This window comes from Paenibacillus sp. Dod16 (genome assembly GCF_049893405.1).
Taxonomy (GTDB): Bacteria; Bacillota; Bacilli; order Paenibacillales; family Paenibacillaceae; genus Paenibacillus_AQ.
In genome coordinates, this window is sequence record NZ_JBNDYG010000062.1 from 1 (window position 1) to 20,486 (window position 20,486).

The 20,486-nt window shown below is 34.8% G+C and carries 17 protein-coding genes and 1 pseudogene; 3 read left to right on the forward strand and 15 right to left on the reverse strand.

The window, feature by feature from the left end; genetic code table 11:
* Window positions 1-440 precede the first annotated feature (440 nt).
* Both ACPV3A_RS32615 and ACPV3A_RS32620 read right to left on the reverse strand, forming a co-directional pair.
* Window positions 441-1,088, reverse strand: a complete 648-nt coding sequence (locus ACPV3A_RS32615) for a YdcF family protein (RefSeq protein WP_426203871.1) — start codon at window positions 1,086-1,088, stop codon at window positions 441-443.
* Window positions 1,089-1,353: 265 nt separating this feature from the next.
* Window positions 1,354-1,842: a hypothetical protein gene (locus ACPV3A_RS32620; protein WP_426203873.1), complete on the reverse strand. Its 489-nt coding sequence runs from the start codon at window positions 1,840-1,842 to the stop codon at window positions 1,354-1,356.
* Window positions 1,843-2,074: 232 nt separating this feature from the next.
* Here ACPV3A_RS32620 and ACPV3A_RS32625 point away from each other — a divergent pair, with 232 nt between their 5' ends.
* Complete coding sequence (locus ACPV3A_RS32625) at window positions 2,075-2,470, forward strand: VOC family protein (RefSeq protein WP_426203875.1); 396 nt, start codon at window positions 2,075-2,077, stop codon at window positions 2,468-2,470.
* A gap of 120 nt (window positions 2,471-2,590) precedes the next feature.
* Here the strand turns inward: ACPV3A_RS32625 and ACPV3A_RS32630 are convergent, their stop codons facing one another.
* Both ACPV3A_RS32630 and ACPV3A_RS32635 read right to left on the reverse strand, forming a co-directional pair.
* Window positions 2,591-3,214, reverse strand: coding sequence for an AAA family ATPase (locus ACPV3A_RS32630; RefSeq protein ID WP_426203877.1), 624 nt, complete (start codon window positions 3,212-3,214; stop codon window positions 2,591-2,593).
* A 212-nt stretch (window positions 3,215-3,426) separates the two neighbouring features.
* Entirely contained in the window at window positions 3,427-3,672 is a 246-nt protein-coding gene (locus ACPV3A_RS32635) for a hypothetical protein (RefSeq protein WP_426203879.1), read from the reverse strand.
* Window positions 3,673-3,837: 165 nt separating this feature from the next.
* Between ACPV3A_RS32635 and ACPV3A_RS32640 the strand changes: the two genes are divergently transcribed.
* Window positions 3,838-5,076, forward strand: a complete 1,239-nt coding sequence (locus ACPV3A_RS32640) for an RNA polymerase sigma factor (protein ID WP_426203881.1) — start codon at window positions 3,838-3,840, stop codon at window positions 5,074-5,076.
* Between the two features lie 302 nt (window positions 5,077-5,378).
* On the opposite strand, the gene ACPV3A_RS32645 is transcribed toward ACPV3A_RS32640, so the two are convergent.
* The 10 genes and pseudogenes from ACPV3A_RS32645 to ACPV3A_RS32690 form a co-directional block, all read right to left on the reverse strand.
* On the reverse strand, window positions 5,379-5,663 hold the full coding sequence (locus ACPV3A_RS32645; RefSeq protein WP_426203883.1) for a LuxR C-terminal-related transcriptional regulator: 285 nt from the start codon (window positions 5,661-5,663) through the stop codon (window positions 5,379-5,381).
* 116 nt (window positions 5,664-5,779) lie between these two features.
* Window positions 5,780-6,142, reverse strand: coding sequence for an NIPSNAP family protein (locus tag ACPV3A_RS32650; RefSeq protein ID WP_098744694.1), 363 nt, complete (start codon window positions 6,140-6,142; stop codon window positions 5,780-5,782).
* 720 nt (window positions 6,143-6,862) lie between these two features.
* Window positions 6,863-7,261 carry a YobA family protein gene (locus tag ACPV3A_RS32655; protein ID WP_260069426.1) on the reverse strand — a complete coding sequence of 133 codons (399 nt, stop codon included), beginning with the start codon at window positions 7,259-7,261 and terminating at the stop codon, window positions 6,863-6,865.
* A gap of 90 nt (window positions 7,262-7,351) precedes the next feature.
* Window positions 7,352-8,701 carry a S1 family peptidase gene (locus ACPV3A_RS32660; protein ID WP_426203886.1) on the reverse strand — a complete coding sequence of 450 codons (1,350 nt, stop codon included), beginning with the start codon at window positions 8,699-8,701 and terminating at the stop codon, window positions 7,352-7,354.
* Window positions 8,702-9,101: 400 nt separating this feature from the next.
* A complete protein-coding gene (locus ACPV3A_RS32665) occupies window positions 9,102-9,587 on the reverse strand; it encodes a hypothetical protein (protein ID WP_426203888.1) in 486 nt (161 codons plus the stop codon).
* Window positions 9,588-10,059: 472 nt separating this feature from the next.
* On the reverse strand, window positions 10,060-13,797 hold the full coding sequence (locus ACPV3A_RS32670) for a hypothetical protein (protein ID WP_426203890.1): 3,738 nt from the start codon (window positions 13,795-13,797) through the stop codon (window positions 10,060-10,062).
* A 1,020-nt stretch (window positions 13,798-14,817) separates the two neighbouring features.
* The gene (locus ACPV3A_RS32675) at window positions 14,818-15,018 is read right to left on the reverse strand and encodes a DUF7695 domain-containing protein (RefSeq protein ID WP_426203892.1); all 201 of its coding nucleotides are present in this window, start codon (window positions 15,016-15,018) and stop codon (window positions 14,818-14,820) included.
* Window positions 15,019-15,034: 16 nt separating this feature from the next.
* A complete protein-coding gene (locus ACPV3A_RS32680) occupies window positions 15,035-16,039 on the reverse strand; it encodes a hypothetical protein (protein WP_426203921.1) in 1,005 nt (334 codons plus the stop codon).
* Between the two features lie 357 nt (window positions 16,040-16,396).
* Window positions 16,397-16,804 (reverse strand): annotated as a pseudogene (locus ACPV3A_RS32685) (TniQ family protein); the annotation flags it as partial.
* 23 nt (window positions 16,805-16,827) lie between these two features.
* Window positions 16,828-17,832 carry a DGQHR domain-containing protein gene (locus ACPV3A_RS32690; protein WP_426203893.1) on the reverse strand — a complete coding sequence of 335 codons (1,005 nt, stop codon included), beginning with the start codon at window positions 17,830-17,832 and terminating at the stop codon, window positions 16,828-16,830.
* 136 nt (window positions 17,833-17,968) lie between these two features.
* On the opposite strand from ACPV3A_RS32690, the gene ACPV3A_RS32695 reads away from it, so the two are divergent.
* Window positions 17,969-18,313 carry a helix-turn-helix domain-containing protein gene (locus ACPV3A_RS32695; protein ID WP_426203895.1) on the forward strand — a complete coding sequence of 115 codons (345 nt, stop codon included), beginning with the start codon at window positions 17,969-17,971 and terminating at the stop codon, window positions 18,311-18,313.
* 47 nt (window positions 18,314-18,360) lie between these two features.
* On the opposite strand, the gene ACPV3A_RS32700 is transcribed toward ACPV3A_RS32695, so the two are convergent.
* Entirely contained in the window at window positions 18,361-20,481 is a 2,121-nt protein-coding gene (locus ACPV3A_RS32700; protein WP_426203897.1) for a TniQ family protein, read from the reverse strand.
* Between the last annotated feature and the right edge of the window lie 5 nt (window positions 20,482-20,486).

Below are 20,486 nucleotides of genomic sequence, written 5' to 3' on the forward strand. Positions count from 1 at the left end.
GAAATCGATATTCCTTTTAGTAGGTTTGTGTTTAAGTCTGTGAGGAAATCGATATTCCTTTTAGTAGGTTTGTGTTTAAGTCTGTGAGGATTTTTGTTACGCTCTAGTCTAATTTCCAAGTCTGCTTCTAGTTCAACAAAACAAACTATCCCGCCCTTTGATTCGAATATCTGACAAACTTCATCTACATAGTTGGAAACCCAGTTAGATACTTATCTAATCGGTAATCGGCACTTATTCTTGTCCTTTACGGCAATCGGGACAAGAACTTGTACCCGATAAAACAAAAAAGCCGCTAAATTAGCGACTTTCAATGGGACCATGATCTTGTCGCCCGACATGTCCCTCGACATTATAAGTTGAAATCATGTTGATCTGGCCAACATCGGACTAATCTACTACCGCTGTCGCATAAATAAAATAAATCAATCATCCATATTTTAAGTGAGTCCCTCCACTTTCTTATTTAAGCGAAGTATGTCTCCACGGTCACCGTAAAAACAGATTCTCAAATACTCTCCAAACACTCTCGAGCGACCTATTGAACTATGCATCCAGTTTTCTCTGTTTATCGTTTGGCCATTATAACTTGAATCAAAGCCATATGAAAAATAATTAATTTTGGGGGGCAAATGCTTCGCTAATGTACGATATTGTCTGCCTGCACCATGAGATTTGCATACAATTAGAAGTGACTCGATAGCGTCGAAGTTAAATACTTCTTTAGCGAATAAAACATTCTCTAACGTGTTCCTTGAGCGATCTTCGTACACGATTACATTTAAAGGAATACCTGCCTCAGTTAGTTTATTAACAATGACATGCGCTTCTGGTACAGTTTTATCTACCCAATTCTCATGCTTGATTCCTGTAGGGCTGACTCCTCCTGTCACAATAATAGTTCTTCCCAAGCCTCTTTTATAAGCGTCAATCGCGGCTTCCCAATGCCCCGGATGAGTACCTCCAAAAACAAAAATAGCATCGCAAGGTAATATTTCCTTAGATAAGAAAACGATATCAGTTAATTCTGTTATCTGTACTTCAGTTAATTCAGGGACTACAGGATTTTTAGGTATTTGAGGTTGCATATAACACCCTCCTTAATTCAAATCATTATTCTAATATATGCGTCGTATCTAATTAACTACTGACAATTTACATATTTCTGCCTTTAAATTGAGCAATGACGCTTTTCAATTCTCGGTTAATATTTACTTGTGCGTGCAATCCTGTTCGTTAGATTAAATAAAAAGAGCAGCCATTGTTTCTGTCGGCTGCTTTCGTGCTTATTCATCATTAACAGGCTGTCTTCTAGTCTTTAATGAGCTGCCGTCTTCTGGAGAGTATCCAAAATCACTTCACTTTGATTAAAGGAATCTCAGCAATAACCTTGTTTCCCATAAGTACAAGTAATGTAGAATCAAGCGCAGATTTTCGCACTTCATCAATATCCACATCCTTCTTTATCGAATACTCAAGATTAAGTGTAGTCTTTCCTTCTGTGTCAAAATTTCCTGAACTACCGCCACCACGAAGTTGCATTTTTACATATTTTTTATTTGATTCCAATTCCATCAGTGATGCTAAATTATTGTTGGGCCTAACAGCAAAATTCAATCCTTCGTTAAACACATGATGGCCTGGAGAATTATTAATCTCATTGAAATCGTCTAATTTAAATTCTGCGGTTTTCTTTAAGACGATATCATACCGAAGAATACCAGCTATCTTCATTACATTGATTTCAACATCACTTATAACAAGGGGGTCTTGTTTGCTAAATGCGGTTAACAATGTTAACAAGCCCAATAGTACAAGAGTAATATGTCTTTTCTTAAGCATAGGGCACACTCCAATTCTTAGGTTCGTGAATGTAACAATTTAATTTGGTGTATTATGCCCTGCTTATTATTTTTTATTAAATGGATAAGAGGAAGTGAGTTTTCTATAGCTAAACAGCCGCTAACTCTGGCCGGCAGCTTTTTTGTCATTATTGACCTATCGTATCCCGATAGCTTAATACAATAATATGGTAAAATGCTTAATAATTAATTGAAAGTAGGTGTTGAGAAAAATGGAGCCAAGAATCGACCTGATTACAGTTTTGGCAGACGATGTATCAAAAATGGGGAGGTTTTATCGAGACGCACTTGGTTTTCGTATCGATTCAGAATCAGATCATTACTATGGGTTAGAAAATAAAGGTGTAAGATTTGCGATATGTTCTCGTGAAATAATGTATCAAATCACTGAACACAAAGATTACAAAGAACGAAAAAGTGGACAAGGTTTTGAACTGGCATTTCCAGTTGATTCGGCAGATGAATTGGATAGAGTTTATGCAGAAATCATCTCAAAAGGGGCTACTCCTATCAAAGCTCCTTCGGATATGCCTTGGAGCCATAGAACTGCATTCTTTGCTGACCCAGAAGGAAATATCCATGAATTATTTGCTCCGAAAGCAAGGTGATTAAGCCGCTAAAGGCAGTTGACCATTGCCACACTATCCTGCCACTTAGTTGAATAGAAGCAGCTGATCACATTGATCTGCTGCTTTCGTTGTATCATTGCACTATTGTATCCCGATAGCTTAAAGAAGGTTAGAGTTTGTACCTTTAACAAATGAAATCATATCACTTTCTATTTGCTGTAAAACACTGTTCCTGTCTCGTGAAACATCATAATAAGTGATGTTGTACTTCTTTAGTAATCCCTCCAATTCTTTATTTCTCCTATACAATGCCTCAGCATAATTGCGCAGTTCAATATCGCTAAGATAATAACTCCAATCTAAAATGTTGTCGTATTTCTTCATGTTTGCGTAAATTTCTTCTTCGTTTCTGTTTGGATAACATATTCCGACCACAATGAAATCATCTTTACTAAAATGCTTGAAATATTCATTTAGGTCTAAATCGCTGCCCTCGATGACATAGTTTATGCCCTTTTTTCTTGGGACATCATCATTCAGTTCTTTTAGATATTCTATTAGAAATGGATTGAATTCATTATACTCCAATATACCTACGGGGTTCTTTTCTAATTTGATGTTAGGAAAAGCTTTCTTCATTGCTTCTACAATAGGGTCAAGCTGTACTAAACTGTAGTTAAGTTTTTTACTTATTTCGAATGCTACTGTAGATTTCCCTGACCTTGGAATACCCGTAATAATTATATTCCTGTTTGTTTCATGCAGATATTTTATTCTCGACATATAAGTGCCCCCAGTTGGTTTACCATTTACTTTTACACCTCATTTATTAGTTCGTTCAACCCCATTACGTTACCTCTAATTTCTAGAGTAAACTGCACGTTAGCTTAACGAAAGAGCAGCCGATCACATTGGCCGGCTGCCTTCTTGTCTTTATTGATCTAACGTTCCCGTTAGTTCAGATGAACAAAAATCAATCTATCCTGTCCTTTACTTCAACAAAAGCTGCAGTCGATCCTCCGATCTGCTGCAGCTTTATTAATTAAACCATAGTTTCCCGTTAGTTCAATTGGTTGGGGGGTTATAAATTGAAAGATTCCAATCAAGATGAGCAAAGTCACGAGTACTGTTATAAAAGTTAAGCTCAACCTCAATATATTAGATGACTGAAGTTGTTTGTTCTGAACTTGCTTTTCCAGAAAGCCAATACGTTTTTTAAGCTCCTGAATCTCTTTCTCCATTGGTAATCCTCACTTAATACCACATAGCTGAATTGCCTTTACGCTTTGCTTTTTCGGGGTTTAAAAAAAGTGGAGTGGCGTCGTGTAAAATTATTTTAAAATGATGTGGCTTTTTACCTCCCTTCGGTGTCTAATGAATTGTAAGTTCAGGAGGAGGTACTACTGGTGTCACGAGCTCAAGACAAAAAGAAAATCCCTGTTCTTCCGGAGGAGCAGGAGCACATCCAGCATTTCGAAGCCATTTATAATCAATATCGAGATAGAATTCGAAATTATATTGCAGTAAAGACAAATTCGGCAACTGCCGATGACTTAACGCAACAAGCTTTTTTAAAAGCAATGGAAAACTTTCACTTGTTTAAGGGTAACTCCAATATATTTACTTGGCTATTCAAAATCGCGCAAAATATTGTGAAAAACGAGTATCGTACGAGGTCACGAAATAAAGAAATGGTGCACGAAGTAATCGATTTTCAGTCCCAATCGATATCCCTCGATATTGCTAGAGATGTCGATATCCGTCTTGATATTAGTGCTGCATTAGCCCGATTGAATGAATTAGATCAGCAAATCATATCATTGCGTTTTTTCGTCGATTGCACTTTATTGGAAATATCCAAAATCATCGGGATGCCTGAAAGCGCAGTCAAGAACAGACTCTATCGTGCCTTAAACAAACTAAAAAAAGAATTAAAAGAATGGGGTGACATTACAATCATGTCTATTAAAGAATTGATATCAATTGTGGATAAAAGCGAAGCTCCCTCCAAGAATGATGGTATGAACAAGGTATACCATGACTTATTTGAAGAGTTGAAAAGCAATGTAGATCGAATTATTACAACCTATCGTCATCGACCTTCTCAGAAAATCGCTATTGAGATCTATCCGGATCTGCCCACTTTTCATCAAGCAATAAACGAGCCGGATGCGCCCAATTGGTTTATGGGAACCTATGAAGACAATAAAATTAAAATCGTATCCCCACTCAACCCAGGCCCTGAACATACGTATCAATCGGTACTACGGCACACTATAAGCTTGTTTACGATGTGGTTAGTGAAGGATATTAATCCGTTGGCACCGAAATGGCTTACACACGGTCTCGGCGGGCATGAAGCCAAACAAATGTCACAAGAATATATCCAGTATAGCACCTCCGAATCGATTCAAAATAACGCTGTCCCTAGCTTTCAAGCATTAACTAATGATACCTGGGATTTCGAGAAGATAGGGGGATATGGATTCTCTCACTTGCTCGTAGAATATCTCATCCATTCATACAGTTTAGATGCCCTCAACAAATTCATACGCGATGCCACTGATTTTCAAGGCGCATTTCAAGTATCGGAAGCTGAGCTGCACGGGATGTGGGTGCAATATTTAAAATCTAGGCTATGCTAAATTTTGATACTATTATTTGACCATAACAAAACCACCTTCGAAAAGGTGGTTTTGTTATGGTCTCTCATAGCTCAACAGTACACTATACATTGTACTATCTAGTACAGCCTTATAGCCCCGATCATTAAACTATCCTGCCCATTAGCTTAATGAAATTGTATGGAAAAATAGTTTATATAATCGGTAATCGGACTATGTTCTTGTCCATTACGGCAATCGGTACAAGTTCTTGTCCTCGACTCGGGACAAGAACTTGTACCGATAAAACAAAAAAGCCGCTAAATTAGCGATTTTCTATGGGATCAAGTTCTTGTCCCTCGACAAAAAAGCTTTTTACTAATATGACGAACGTGCGTCTTCATCGTATTTGGTGAAATACCCATCAGTTGGATCAGCTTGGGTTGGGAATGACCTAGGCAGATTAATTGTAGCACTTCCTTTTCTGTCATGGTCAGCTTACAATTAAGTTCTCGACGCTTTAACCGGGTGAGTTCCTCACGAAGTACCTTCGATGCTCTCGGATGTAGGGATGAACTACCGCGAAATGCTTCCCGGTAAACTCCCACTCCTAATATAAACTTAAACATATTTACACCCCCTACCTTCCCATGCCCGTTAGTTGAATTAAAGGGCAGACGAACGATATGACCGGCTGCCTCTTTATCTTTATTGAACTAACGTTTCCCGTTAGTTGAATTGTTTTTTATGAAAAATTAGATAGTATCGTTTTATTCCTAGGTACTGTACTCAATAAAAAGTCTTCTTTTGGTGCTTCTTTTAAGAGGTTTTCTCCGCGTATTCTTAATTCCTCATGTTGATTCCGTACGCGTTTAACATGCTCTTCATCACCTTTAACCTGGTTTTCTATATTTTGATATTCCTCGAGACTCTTATATTCCCAAATCGCAAAGACTTCAATAACACCTTCGATTTCTTCCGTCATCCACCGACCAACTAAACTAGCCCCATATTTGAGTTGTGTAGGTAAAAGATATTCATTAAATAAATGATTAAATTCATCTATTCTTTTTGAATCAATTTTGTATGACTTTCTTCGATATATCATTTCTTTATCTTCCCCTTTGCTCGAAATGTATCTAAATATTAATTCTGCATTGAATTATATAACCCTGTTAAAACAATCCTGGAACTTACAACATTGTTAAGCTAAACTGCCCGTTAGCTTAATGAGATTGCATGGAAACATAGTTAGATACTTATCTAATCGGCAATCGGTACAAGTTCTTATCCTCGACTCGGGACAAGAACTTGTACCGATAAAACAAAAAAGCCGCTAAATTAGCGACTTTCAATGGGAACATGATCTTGTCCCCCGACAGGTAAGCAGCAGCGTAAGAATAACCACCTTCAAAATCTCCATTCGCGCTCTTACTTATCGACCCTAAACGTGAGGAAATATTAATGATCTTGGGCTGGGGCGCATTTTTTAGAAGGTCGATACTAGATTTAATTACTCGAACCGCTCCAAGTGTATGGATATATTGAATAAGTTCAAGATATTCTCTGTTGATATAGAATCAACTTCTCAGGATTGGGGTGGATTACTTCTACTTTTTGAATTTAATTTTTGCGACAGTCCTCACTAGTGTTACTGTGATCTTAATGAAAGGTTGAAGCTCTTTTTCTATTGAGTATAACGAATGCATGATACTAATTGATATGCTTGCTTACAAACGGGACAGTCAGTGTCAGTGGTGAGATTTGAAATGGGTGCCTCCTTTCATTGTTTGTGACACGATTTTATGATAGCTCAATTTCATAACAGTTATTCTGATTCAATTACAATTTTAGTTGCTTTACCTTGAGCCGGATAAGAAGTATCGATCTTCCCAGTAGTCCATACATCAACTTGATTACCGACCGAGTAGTCGTCTAACTTTTGACCTTCAGGTATAATTAACCAAGTCGCGTCTGGTGAAGCTTTTGTCAATATTTCATTAATGCTTAGTTTATTCAGATCCTCTTCAACTATTTCTCCACCTACTACTAGGATTCTATTATCTGAAATATCAACGATATATCCACTAATGTCAGGAGTAACCTTCACTTCATCCCCCTCTATAACTTTAGAGTTATTTTCAGGGTTGCTTGTTTGCTCAATATTTCCACAACCCGCACTACAAATTATAATAAGACAGGTGATTATAATTTTTTTAAAATTCATAACAATTGTTCCCCCCCACTTAGTTAAATATTATGTTCTTAATACTTTAGACGTCTGGGTGTGGGAATATGTTGCAAGAAAAATGATATTTTACCAAGTAACGGGAGTTAGTCCTAATCGATTTGTTACATTTCCTACATGGCTGTAAACAGAATATACAAAGCCATTGGCGGGAAGGGTACCTTTGTTAATGCCTTTTAAAGTGTTYCCTCGAAAAATTGTACCACCACTGTCCCCTCCAGAAGTAGGATATGTTGCAGCCCTTAAGTTATCAAACCATACTTTTGTTAAGACTCCGTTATCCATTATTTCCCAAAATGCACTAGCGCTCTTACCCTGCAGAGTACCACATGGGTTGGTTTCTCCTCTATTTCGTCCTGAGATACACACGACCTCACCTATAACATCATTACCTGGAACTTGCAGAGCTGTTAACCTTGTGGTTTCGTTGTAGACTTGATTACTTAGAAGATTGGTTGAACTAACACGTATCGCCGCAGCATCTACGTTATTCCCATAATGGGCTATACTACTAAAGGTACCAATATACGCATCGGACTGATATATTCCTGTACCCGGTTGTTTATACCAACAATGTGCTGCAGTCATAATATACGGGTTACCTGAAGAATCTAAGGCAGAATAACCTGTTGAACAATTTCCAGCTGTAGATGGTGCCGAATCAATAGTTAATCCCCCCTGTAAGGGTCTAATGCGATCCGTACGTAAATTATCCTCTGTCTTTGAAGTTGGGTCTGTAACTATTTTAAATAGGTTTTTATTTTGTCTAGTTATCTCACTGATTTTTTGGACTATTAAACCATCGGCATCATTAACTTCCTCTTTAGTACCTATTTGAATTTCTTGATTAATAAAGTCAACATTAATATAAAGAAGGCTTGGGATTAATTCAGTTACTATTGAAAGATTGCTGCTTAGGAGATTGGCTGCATCCTCCATTTCTTTTTCAGAATACTCAGCTTCAAAAGTTTTAATTGGCAGAAAGCTATTAATGGAACTAGCCTCCAACATAGAAGTTGTATTTTCCTTGAATCCTATATTAATTGTACCTCCTGAAGCTTGGTCTATATACATTCCTAAATAGTTTTCGTCGAGGCTGTATAGGTTTCTGATTTCATCAGTCTTAACATCTTGTTCTTGTATTCTATTTATTAATTCTTGCTCTTCTGTTGGAGTTAGATAAAATCCAAATTCTTTTGAGAGGTATTGTTGGCTCATGAGAGATGTAACTTGTGATTCGTCAGTGGAAAATCCAAATTCAGATCTTTTAGCAATCATCTGGTCTAAAGAAAGGCTCACAGTATTAATTGATTCACTAAAAAAAGCTGTAGGATTAGGGGAGTGGTAGTCTGAATGAATCGTGGTGAATGTTGTTGTTATTAAAGCAGCGATTGTTATAGAAAGAAACCATTTTTTCAAAGCAAACCATCCTCTCATTGATATTTAAAAACTACTGCTAACTGGCGGCAATTTTACAAAATGACCTCCCTTCAGATCCATGATTGTGCAAAATTAGTTTTATGCCACAGAGGGTATTTATTAAGTCATCTATATTTAACCTAGAAATAAGATGTAGAATCATAAAATATACTAAAATGGTTTAATTTGGGTGATATAGCTACCTACCCTTAATTCCTCCAAGTCAACTTGAACACTGCCACACGGAGTTTGCGTCAACTTTTCGTTTTATGTTGATCCAAGCTACGCTAATCTGCCCGTTGTCTTAACGAAAAAGCAGCCGATAATTTTACCGGCTGCCTCCCTATCTTGATTGAACTAACGTTCTTATTGAGCTATCGTTTCCCGTTAGTTCAATAATTTACATTTTTTGAATTGCCATTTCAATTTGTTTATTAAACTTCGCATTTTCCGCATTGTCAACGGTTTCATTATACCAATAAAGTAAAAGAACATTTTTGTGTTGGTAAATGTTTGGAATCGACATATCATACTTTTCTTTTTGTTTGTTGAAATCATTAAATCCTTCTATACGGGCTTTTTCCGACTTATAAACATAAATTGAGATGTACTCCTTATAGGCTTCTTTGACATCTGGTCGGCTTACAGAGAACCGATTTGGCATCACATTATTCAAGACCCAGTCATTTTCCAATTTTTCTTCAAACATCTCGATTCCCGCAGCTTGCAAAGTGGCTGTCACTAATTCCAAAATAAGCTTGTTTTCCCTTTCAGACGGAATACTCTCATTTTCCTTCTTTAAATTCGATTGATTCTCAGTTTGAATAGAGAAGCATCCTGTTAGAATAAAGCATACTGCTATCAGTGTAATCATTATTTTTTCCACTATTTATCCCCCTTTCAATAGTTATTGACGTTTGGGGACTAGGATTATGTTGCAAAGGGGATGTGATAATATTCAGCAAAACTGCCCGTTAGCTTAACAGGCTACCTATAGAATTCGGCTATTAATGTCTATATATTCTTTTCGTCCAACATAAAGATACGACCGAATTTAATGTACTGCGCTTTAGTCATATCTTTGTTATTTTCTATATAAAACCTACCATTATGAACTATGTATTGTCGAAAAAAGAACCACATAGGAGTTATATACTCACATGTGGTTCTACTCATAAATAAGCGACTCATTATCATTCTTAGGTTACTTTTATCGATTTACCATATTCGAATTTTATCAGTTTTATCTTATAATCAGTTAATAATTCGTAATCAGATACTAGACTATGATCTGTCATTACCCCATCTTTTTATTACACCAGAAGCTAAGCTATCTTCATTAGCTAGGATTAATTTTGTTAGCTTTCTGGAATTTTTGTTCTTCCTGCAGTACGATACATAGTTGAATCGTTCTCATCGATCTTAAAGTCAATAATCCAATTTCTTTGTTTAAATGCTTCTAATAGTTGTGTATTAATAGGAGTTATCTCTATCTTTGGTCTCTTCCTTTGAAATAGATCACTAAATGATGTTAGCTCTAACTGTTGCAAGCATTGTTGCACCTGAACAAGACGCAACTTCATAAACTGAGAAGCAAACAATTCCAGCTTTCGTTCTCGTCCTTCTTCAGTTGACTCAAATATTAATATTAAAAGTGGAAATGGGATTTCACATTTTTCACTTAGTATAAGATCAGAATGTTCGATACAGACGCTAAATATATCATGTTTTAATCCTTCATTTACCCTATTATACTCCACAATCAACTTGGGAAGATCATTTGTTTGGAAGTTATTCTGAATAATATAAGATTTTAACGAATCAGAATACTGATTCTTACCAATTATCGATATAGGTTGATTACAGTATTCTAACAAACTAAGTTTATAAGTATCCTCAATATTTTCTTCCAATATGTTTGTAAGCTCCGAAAAATCAAAGTTATCTTCACTTATAACTTCATTTGTATAGGTATCTATATTAGATATAATGAAGAATACTAAATTTTCTGAATAATTTCCTCTAATAAATCGCAAATTTGTATCATTCATTTGGATAATTCCACGGGTTATAAGGATTCGCATTTTAGAAGCAGAGATCTCTTCGTAAATAAATGCCTCATCACTTCTATTGAAGCCTTTAATAAACATATCGTACTTACTGTCTAGCATCTCGTTACACTGAATAATATCCTCCAACAAGGATTCAACTTGACCATCCCCAACACGATTATATATTTCCTCTGAAAACGACAACTCAATGTCATTGTTGTTAATAAAGCTTACTAATGTTCTATCCATTTTTTGAGTTAATTTAAAATAATAACAAAGAATATTGTATTCTGAATAAATTACTATTTCTTTTTCAGTTAGAATCCTCCAAAATTCAGAATTATGAATAGAGGTTAATTCACGAATAGTACTTTTAAGATAATCTAGATAAACTAACTTATAATCATCATTAATAAGAGAATTATTAAGTATTTCAATAACTGCTGCTTCATCATCAGCTATCTCACCATTGCAAAATTCAAGAACCTTCTGCATATATACATTTATATTACTTTTTATATATGATACTACTGGTTCTTGAGGCCTTGAAGTTATAAGAGTGAAATTTTTATGTTTGAAGTCCCGTGTCTCTTCCATTTTATAAATTTCATTTAATATAAGTGAAAGCATATAGTAATTTATTTGATAGTACGAATTTTTATAGACTTCTAAAAATAATGTTTTATTAGCAGTCTCATATTCAATTTGTTCAAACTTTACTCCAAGCAATTCAAATGAATTAATAATTTTCATGATATCTGGTTTATCAATATCCAAGAAATTTTTTCGATAGGAAATATATTCAGTTATACAGTTTTCGCTGTTTTGATTCCTTAAGTCCTCTTCAGAAGAAAAGTGAAAACTTTTAATAATATATTTATGTTTTTCCTTGTTTGGATAGTCTGATAAATTAATTAATCCTTTAGCGAAACCACTCCATGAATGATTAATTGCTTTAATCAACAAGTTTGCTTCTTCCTTTGTAGACCAAAAATCAGTCACAAAATCATATTTAAGTCTTTCTTTTATCTGCTTTAAAAATATAGGTAGTTTCTGATGATTTGATTGCAATAAGTATGCTAAAAGGTCAAAATTGAGGGTTTCCTCATGTTCTAGATCAATATCTCTTAGTCTAGAAATAACTAAACTTGGATTTTTCAACTTATATGAATATTCCTTAGAATCGACGTCCGCCACACTTCGCAGAAATATTTTATCTTCTCTACTAAGGCTGTGTTCATAAAAGTAAGTCATATAATCTGAGTATGACTCATCGACGTGCCCATTTCTTACTAGGTACTTTATTAATTTGAAATATGGACTTGACTTAATACTATTAAAATCTGTAATCTCATCAATTTCATTAATATAACAAACGCTAAAAATTTTATCCGTGTTCACCTTGGAGATTATCTCACACAACTTTTTATTTTCTAACACATTAATGTTTCGCTGCAGTTCTAATATCTTTTCTTTGATTTTCTCTTTGACTGTTACTGTCTTAGCATCAATGATTTTTTTTCGATTTTGATAATCCTTATTTTCTAGCATCTTTTGATACTCTGTATCAAAATCATACTGATACCATCCCCCATTATTATAATAGGCGGTAACATTTCCGCTATTTTCCTTCAATGCTTTAAGAAAATGTCCTTGAGTTTTATAGTCACTAACTGTTCTTCCATTTACCCGTAGATGATGTTGAGAAACAAAGAATATGGCATCTAATTCATCAATATCCTCCAAGTATTCCTTCTCGGCAGCATCTAAGAAATTCTTCAATTCTGTAATTTCTTTATTCAGTTCTTCCTTCTCTTCCTTGATAAAATCAGCCTTTTTTTCAAAAATATTAAAGACAAATCCTCGCCCCAACTGTAGTTCACTAAAATCGTGAGGGAAAATATTCTTATATGCTATAATCGCAAGCAACCGATCAGATTTCAATTCTGTAGACTGGATACGCTCATGATAGATTATATATTCATTATAAATATTCTTAAGAAGACGCATATCATCAATGTAAAGTGAGAGACCTTTAAGGAAATATTCATCAAATTGATCTATTATACGACCTTTTTTAAAGTGTTCAATAAATAGATCATATGAGTTTGAACCATCCACAATCGGAACGACAGGAATAATAAAGTCAAAAAATTTGGTGCGGTCTTTTGAAGTAAATGTATCATCCTTAAGCAAATATAAAAATCGGATTGTTCTTGCTGACTTTCGATTAATAAGAGCATTTATTTCCCGAAGTTTTTCGAATATTCGTGTACTTTCAAACCTATCCATATCCTCAAAAATAATAGCTTCTGCATCAGCATTTTCAAAGAGATATAAAACTTCATTCAGATACTTGTCAAAATATGATTCATTTGTATGCTCAAATATTTCAATTTCATTTCCCTGAAATTTTAACTTCCTAAAAAAAACTCTATTGAAACTAAACATTTTTATGATTTGATATATTGTAAATGCCAGAGCAGCACTCAGAGCAATTCCTCCAAGAATAAATGTAGTATCAAGTGTAGTGAAGGTTAAATACTGTTTTATCCATACATCTTGACTATTCGTTACAAACAAACGCCAATTGTTAAACTTCCATATGTAGATAGCAAGGAATAAAATGATTGTTGTTAAAAGAGAACCTTTAAATAATTTTTGTCTGGAAATATGTTTTTTTACCTTAAAATGAGTTTGAGGGATTCGTTTAGGGTCTATTTGATGAATTAACTGATTAAGAATTTTACCTTCCAAGGTTGTGTCTTTAAATGAAGAGTCACTTTTTTGTTGATTTTCCTCATTGTGTTGAAGAGTAGCTGATTCTATTGATTCAAAGTGAGCTAGAGAAATATTAAGAAACGATTTATTAGGATTGGAATCTTTGTAGGTTTCAATAATACTACTTTTACCGGCGCTATACGCTCCGGTAATAGCAATGTTTTTCAAATCATCCTCAGTGAAAACAAAGTCTAGAGCTTCTTCGTAAATTTTCATGTCTACATTTTTTACAGGTGTTAACTTTTGAAAATTATATTTATTCATTCTCAACCACCTAATCTATTTTAAATAGGGACGTAGAAATTTGTATTGTGTTTATCGCTAAATTCAAATTTTTTGTCAGCTTTAAAAAATCACTATCATAGCAACCATGATATCCAGTCAAGGGCGCTATATAACGTTCTTTCACGAAGTAGCGGAAATCCAGTAAATACAAGTATGAATTAATGTGATTACTGTCTATTTACTATATCATTAGCTACCTCGTCACAATATGAGACATTTAGCACTGTCTCCAAAACCAAATCCTTTATTCGCCTAACTACAATTTCCACCCATCATTCCAAGAACATAGACTGACTGTTTAAGATGGAAAATGTTCCGATGATCGATAAGTTCGATCTCTCCTAGGTCATCCGGGATGGGGCTACCAAGAGCAACACTACCATTGTGAGCAATAAGATCCATAAGACTTCATCTCCAAAAGGGGTTGTCCACTGCACTAACCTTTAGGGTGTGTATGCAAACCTCAGGCTAAACAGTTCATGAATGAAGCCAGTCCTTTTTTTTCTGGTGATCAGTTAATGCTTTTCAGCACTCGCCAAAGTAGTGTCCCGGTCGAATTTTAATAACGTGGAAGGATTACGAATTGCAGGCTCATAAATGATTTTAATTTAAGAAAGGTCACTTGTTGGCACCATTGTATGTCTCTGTTGTCCCATAAAAACGGAAATCGCTTATTATTAAGCTGATATCTCCAATTATAACAAAAGATCTCTGACATAAGTTTGCCAGAGATCTTCTAATACGTATTATTTTTCTTGATGCTCGCTTTTGCTCCTCCACAGAATATTTAAGCCCTCTATCCCCAACCTTCTGTCAGGCTCAATTTCCTCTTACAGACATCACAATTCACCTCTATAACTAATCCGAAGCCAGAGGGGATAAATGTATATGCCAATCTAGCACCCGATACATCGGTACTCTCACATGAGTCCCATTCCCTGATTTTTTGTTCAATTTTCTCTGTGATTTCGAATTTCATGATCCAACCTCATATTCTGATTATGTTTGGCTACATACCCATTCAGACAACTCTTCATAATCTTCAATTGAACCTATACGTCGCAGGTATTCATGCCCACCATCAACCCCAACAATTCCACATTCACATTTTACTAATTGATGTACATGAATTGATTCAATAACAGTCCAACAAGTGTTACATCGGATTATGTTACGCATAATTTTTATGGATTTTGTCATCTGCTTTACTCATTCCTTAAAAATTCTTTACATCGTACATCTGTCGATTGTATTCTTTCCTACGTCCAGTGATATATTTGACTAAATCAGGAGCTGCTGTAGTTAGAAAACTTTGTTTGACTTGAATATGCTCATAAATATCTTTACTATGCAATTTTCTACCGGTAAAGTTGTCTATAAACTCGTTCACTTGATTATATAATTGTTCTTTTCTTATATTGAGCCTGCCTTCTCTTTGATGCCTTTTCATCTCTTTGATGTAATCTTGAGCAACCTGCCAATCACTTATTGTGTTTGTGGAGACTCCTACTTCTTTAGCGACGTTTTTCAAACTTATATCCATATTTGCTTCAATATATGTCTTACATATTTCCTTTATCTGAGTTAGTATCTTTTCTCTTGGTATTCGTTCGCTGACTTTCTTCTGAAAAAATAGCTTCTCTGAAATAATGTCTTGATGATACCAATACTCCAGAAAATGATCCTCATTGTCCCAGCAGTTCCATGATCGTATTTCAGACATTCGAAGGTCTCTATACACTGCGGTTTTTAATCTACGCAAATTTTGAACATTTAGATTATATACCCCAAATTGATCCAGTCGGGTTTTAAAATACGCCATTATATGCCGACACTTTGTTTCGGATAATTGTGTCTTTTCCATAAGTTCAATTAGAGTAGCATTACTCAATATGAATGGATAGCATTGGATGTATTGTCTTTTATCTATTTGTTCATCTTTTTCGTTCCAATAATATTCACACCCACATTCCATACACGTTTGATAATCACAATGCATCTCCCCATTCTTCTTGATCTTACGCTTGGTACCAGTCCTTTTTAAAGTACTCTTCTTTTTATAACTTGAGCACCAAGGCGCAATGCAATGTAAATCCAATTGATTTTCTGGCTTATACAAAACGTGATATAAAAACTCTTCTGGTGGATGAATATCAAATAAATCTATTGGCGTTTTATCTCTTAAATACAATATTTTCAACAGATGAGTAATATGGATCATTCGTTCTTCCTTAAGTGTGTTTCTAGCGTACTGAAGGATACTTTGTAAATTAATCCCCTCCCTTCTACAGACTTGATTTAAGCTCGAGTACATATACTGATTTTTCTCGTTATTCAGAAAATATATAAGTCTAAGGGCTGCCTCAGACGGACCAAGACGATGCTTTGTATTATTAGCGAGCAGCATATCCCAGGAGCTATGCAACCAATTTTGTGCTACTACCTCTCTATTAGTTTCAGCTTTAGTATTGAAATTCGCAAGATTTGTAAGGCAATTGGGGCAATAGTTAATGATTTCGATTCGCTTCAAATCAATATGTTCACCACATTGTAAACAGTAATCCAATAAGTAACACTGATGTTGCAAACAATATTTTATTCCATTAACTTTCCACTTTAATCGAAAAAAAGGTTTCTCTCTCAAGCAGTAAGGACAATAAAACATCCTTGTTCGGATAACCCCTTTTAAAAAACGAGCATGCGATATTCTATCACTGTGGCCAAACTTATTTAATGCATAGTAAAACGTTGCATGTAATAGTCTGTCAGACGGAATTTCAGACATCTCTTGAAGCAGCTGCATGTTAACCGTCGTAGTCGGAGAATAATCGATTAAATGCAGGTATTGTATATGCGTTCTCTTCCAGTTATCGGATTTCACAAGATTCCACAGGGTCTGGATACTGATACCGTTATAGCTAGATAGTCGTCTTAAAAAGCCCGTTAGTGACTCATCTTCCTGGATTTTAACGCGAACTGTGAGCATCCTCGTCACCCATTTAATTGAGTTTAATTAACCTTGGAGACAAACAATTGATTCATTAAATCACTTGCCAATGTCTTTGATCCACTCATGGCCTTAATGTATTTAAGCGCCCCTTCTGTAGACCAATCAATATTTTTGATTTTCTTCACATTTTTTTCAATTAATTTATAGTCAATTTGTTTTCTTTTATTTCCTACAGCATTCTCGAGTATATGAGCTCCAACAATAGCTAAAGCGTTCAAACATACAATATGAGTTATACGGTAACTCTTGTAGTCGAGCCATTCTTTATTGAATTGTTCCTTCAAGGTATTGAAGTAAATTAAAGCCAGTATCAGCTTTTCATTTTTGGACAAAATGGATACTTGTTCTGGCTTTGTTAATATCTCAATGATCTTATAGAGATTTTGCAAAGTAACATGACGTCCAGCACTTCTTTTACCCGTTAATGTGCTAATAAAATGAAACGGGCTATCACCTCTTGTTATAAGTTCTGTTGCTATCCAACTATTATCATCCGTATTCCGGTGAAGATATTTGCTTAACGAATTTCCTATTCCTTTTGCTTTGGTGTTGATGATATCAAATAAATTAATCTCTTCTTCCTCATCTAAATAGTGGAAAGCAAGAAATGGTACATTCATTTCGGAACTTGTGTCTTGGGTGTAACGTTTGATTCCACCTAGTCTGTGTTGGCCATCCATTAGTGAGGCTTTATCTTTGCAAATTAAACGTCCAAAAGACGATCGAGACTTATCATACGCGTTAAATTCCCATTTAGACTCTGCATTTAATAAAATGGGAGTAAATAGTGCATTATCGCCTTTAGACAAATACATTGCAAAATCATTGCATCGTTTACTGTCCACTGGCCTTTGATATCCTTTTCCCGAAGGGTGATCATAAGGTTTAACATATGTGATCTGTAGTGCCGAAAGGGCAGACACATTACCAAGATACGCTACCTTTCCACGCATTTTATACTGCAGCACATTTTCAATTACATGATGATGGGTCAATGATGTCATAATAATATCTCCTATTTTATTTATATTCTCTCACTATTTTAGGATATATATATCCTATTTACAATTGGAATTATGTAGTATGACACTCTTCAGAATTTCTCTGTTCTTCCATACCCTTATAGAGAGGTGGAAGAACATGTCCCATAATGTTAATAACGACGTCGGAAAGATGATAAGGAAATACAGAAGAGCAAGGAATTATACTCAAGAAGAACTAGGGGAAATACTTCAGATTGATCAATCTTACTTAGGAAGAATTGAACGAGGAGAAATCAATATTACCTTAGACACATTGACCAAAATAGCGAAAGCGTTGGGAATTAATCCAGCACTTCTACTCGAAACAAAGCAGAATGTTTCTGACCAATCTAGGGCGAAAATATTAGAGAAAATAGATTCACAACTCCTAACTCTTAATACTTCAGAACTGATGATCGTCCACAATATGTTGCGTGAAGTATTACAATTAAAAAAAATATAAACAGCGGGAAATCAAAAGGATCCCCGCTGTTTATATTTTCATGATTGTTATTCACGTGCTTTTTTTATTTCAGTCCTTATCATTTTATTAATCTGAGAGCCTAAAACTGTACTATGATATCTTATACCGATTTCATTTGCAACATTCTGAATGGTCAACTTTTGTCTTGACAAATAAATAGAAGCTACCACACGACTTATTTCTCTTTCAAGTCTTTTAAGAATTTCCAATTTCTGTTGTGACTTAATTATTTCAGAGTCCAGCTGAATTCTGATTAACAATTCGCCATGGTATCGCTTTAAATATTGATGTGATCTATTTAAATGAGTTACAGTCCTCTGTACATGAAGCAGCTCGTTATTTAATAGGATATTTTCTTTATATGAAAGAAACATTTTTTCAAGATGACTTTTTTCTTTTGTCAGCATATGTTGTTTATATTTTTCTTTCTTTTCTTTAATGATTTTTGAAAAACCTCTATCCATAATTGTAGTTTTAGCACATCCAGCCAGACTGGCTACCTTATCAATGGATATTTCATCTTCACATGTTAGAGATTCGATAACATGTTCAATTTGTGATGTCAGTAATTCTACCTTTTTAGATTTATCCATAGTATTATCCCAATTTTCGAATAGTTGTTTATAATTCAACTCCTTATCGGCTGCATAATAAAATACCTCTATTCTGTCTTCACCTAGTGTATATTTACACTTTTTTAAAACAGAATGATAGAATGGTACAGTACAAATATTAGAAAAATTACGAATTTTTAGTTTTTTGAATAACTCAACCAAATTTTTAGGATACACTACCGGTTCAACGAAGCCGATAATATCTATATCAATTAGTTTATGTTGAATCATGTACCCGATATATACGTCTAAAAATATATCATGAATTCCGGTTTTTTTTAATATGGCTGATGTGGTGAGACCCTGCTCTATACAAGGCTTTATTTCACTCCATATTACACCAATTTTGCCATCAATCTCAGTCCATTCACTATCTCCATTTCTACCATATCTCATAAAACATTTAGTACAACCAAACAGCTTTTTATGTATTATATTTTTTTTTCTTATTTTTTTTCCAACAGAAGTGTTATATAGTTCTTCAATTGTATCGCTAGATTGATAGGACTCACACCAAGGTGCAAGGCATGGCCCACAAATGTCTTCATTGTTATCAAGCTTCATGTGAGTTAATAAAAATGAATCTACATATTGGTCCGGAACCTTAATGTTATACAGTTCCTCCAACTCTATTCCTGATTTTCGAGTAACCTTTAATATTTGTTGTAAATTTATTTTTGATTTATTAGCAGTAGTGCTCTTAGGGTTACGGATTAAACTTGCTAAACCCTTTGCTGTATCTCTCCCTAAATAGCTTACTGCTTTATACCCTTCCCATCTATCTGTGGCCTGAGAATGATATAACAGAATACACGCCAAACTCTGTTCAAAATTCAATCCTTTTATGGTTGGTATTGTTTCTTGTGTCGGAGATAATAAAAACTTCCACCTCTTATATTTTTTCAATTCGTTATGATAATCAATGTCTTCGTTTCCGTTACCTTCATTCTTCAATGGCATTCTGCAATGAGGACATTCTAGGTCCCACATTTCCTCAAATACATAATTTATTTTTTTACCACATTGAGTGCATTCACTTATCAAAGGAGTAAGATGTTTTTTACAAAGGTTTATCTCTCGAACTTGCCATATTAATTTAAAATAACCTAATTCAGAGACACATTCAGGACATAGTCTTCGTCTATCTCTAACAATTTCCTTACACAAAGAAAGAGTTGCTCTCATAGTATCTTGTTTCCAATTGGATGAGTACTTGTCCATAACCGGTGTAAAAGTCATACATTCAATTGTAACCATATCCAAACCAAGAACAGCTCCCATTTTATGTACGTTAAATGATTGAGGCTGCCAGTCAACTTGATTCATAAAACATGATGTAGAAGCAACGTATTTTCTATTTGTTTTATCAGGTCTAGCATACTTTCGTATATCTAAGTATGAGACATAATTAGCCCTAGCTGTCCGAACCAGATAGCTACTAAATGACTCCCCTTCCTTTGGGGTTTGTCTTATCGAAAGGTTTATTTTTTCTTCAGGCCAATTTCCTCCCTTTATCTCAACGCGATTAGTCATAATAA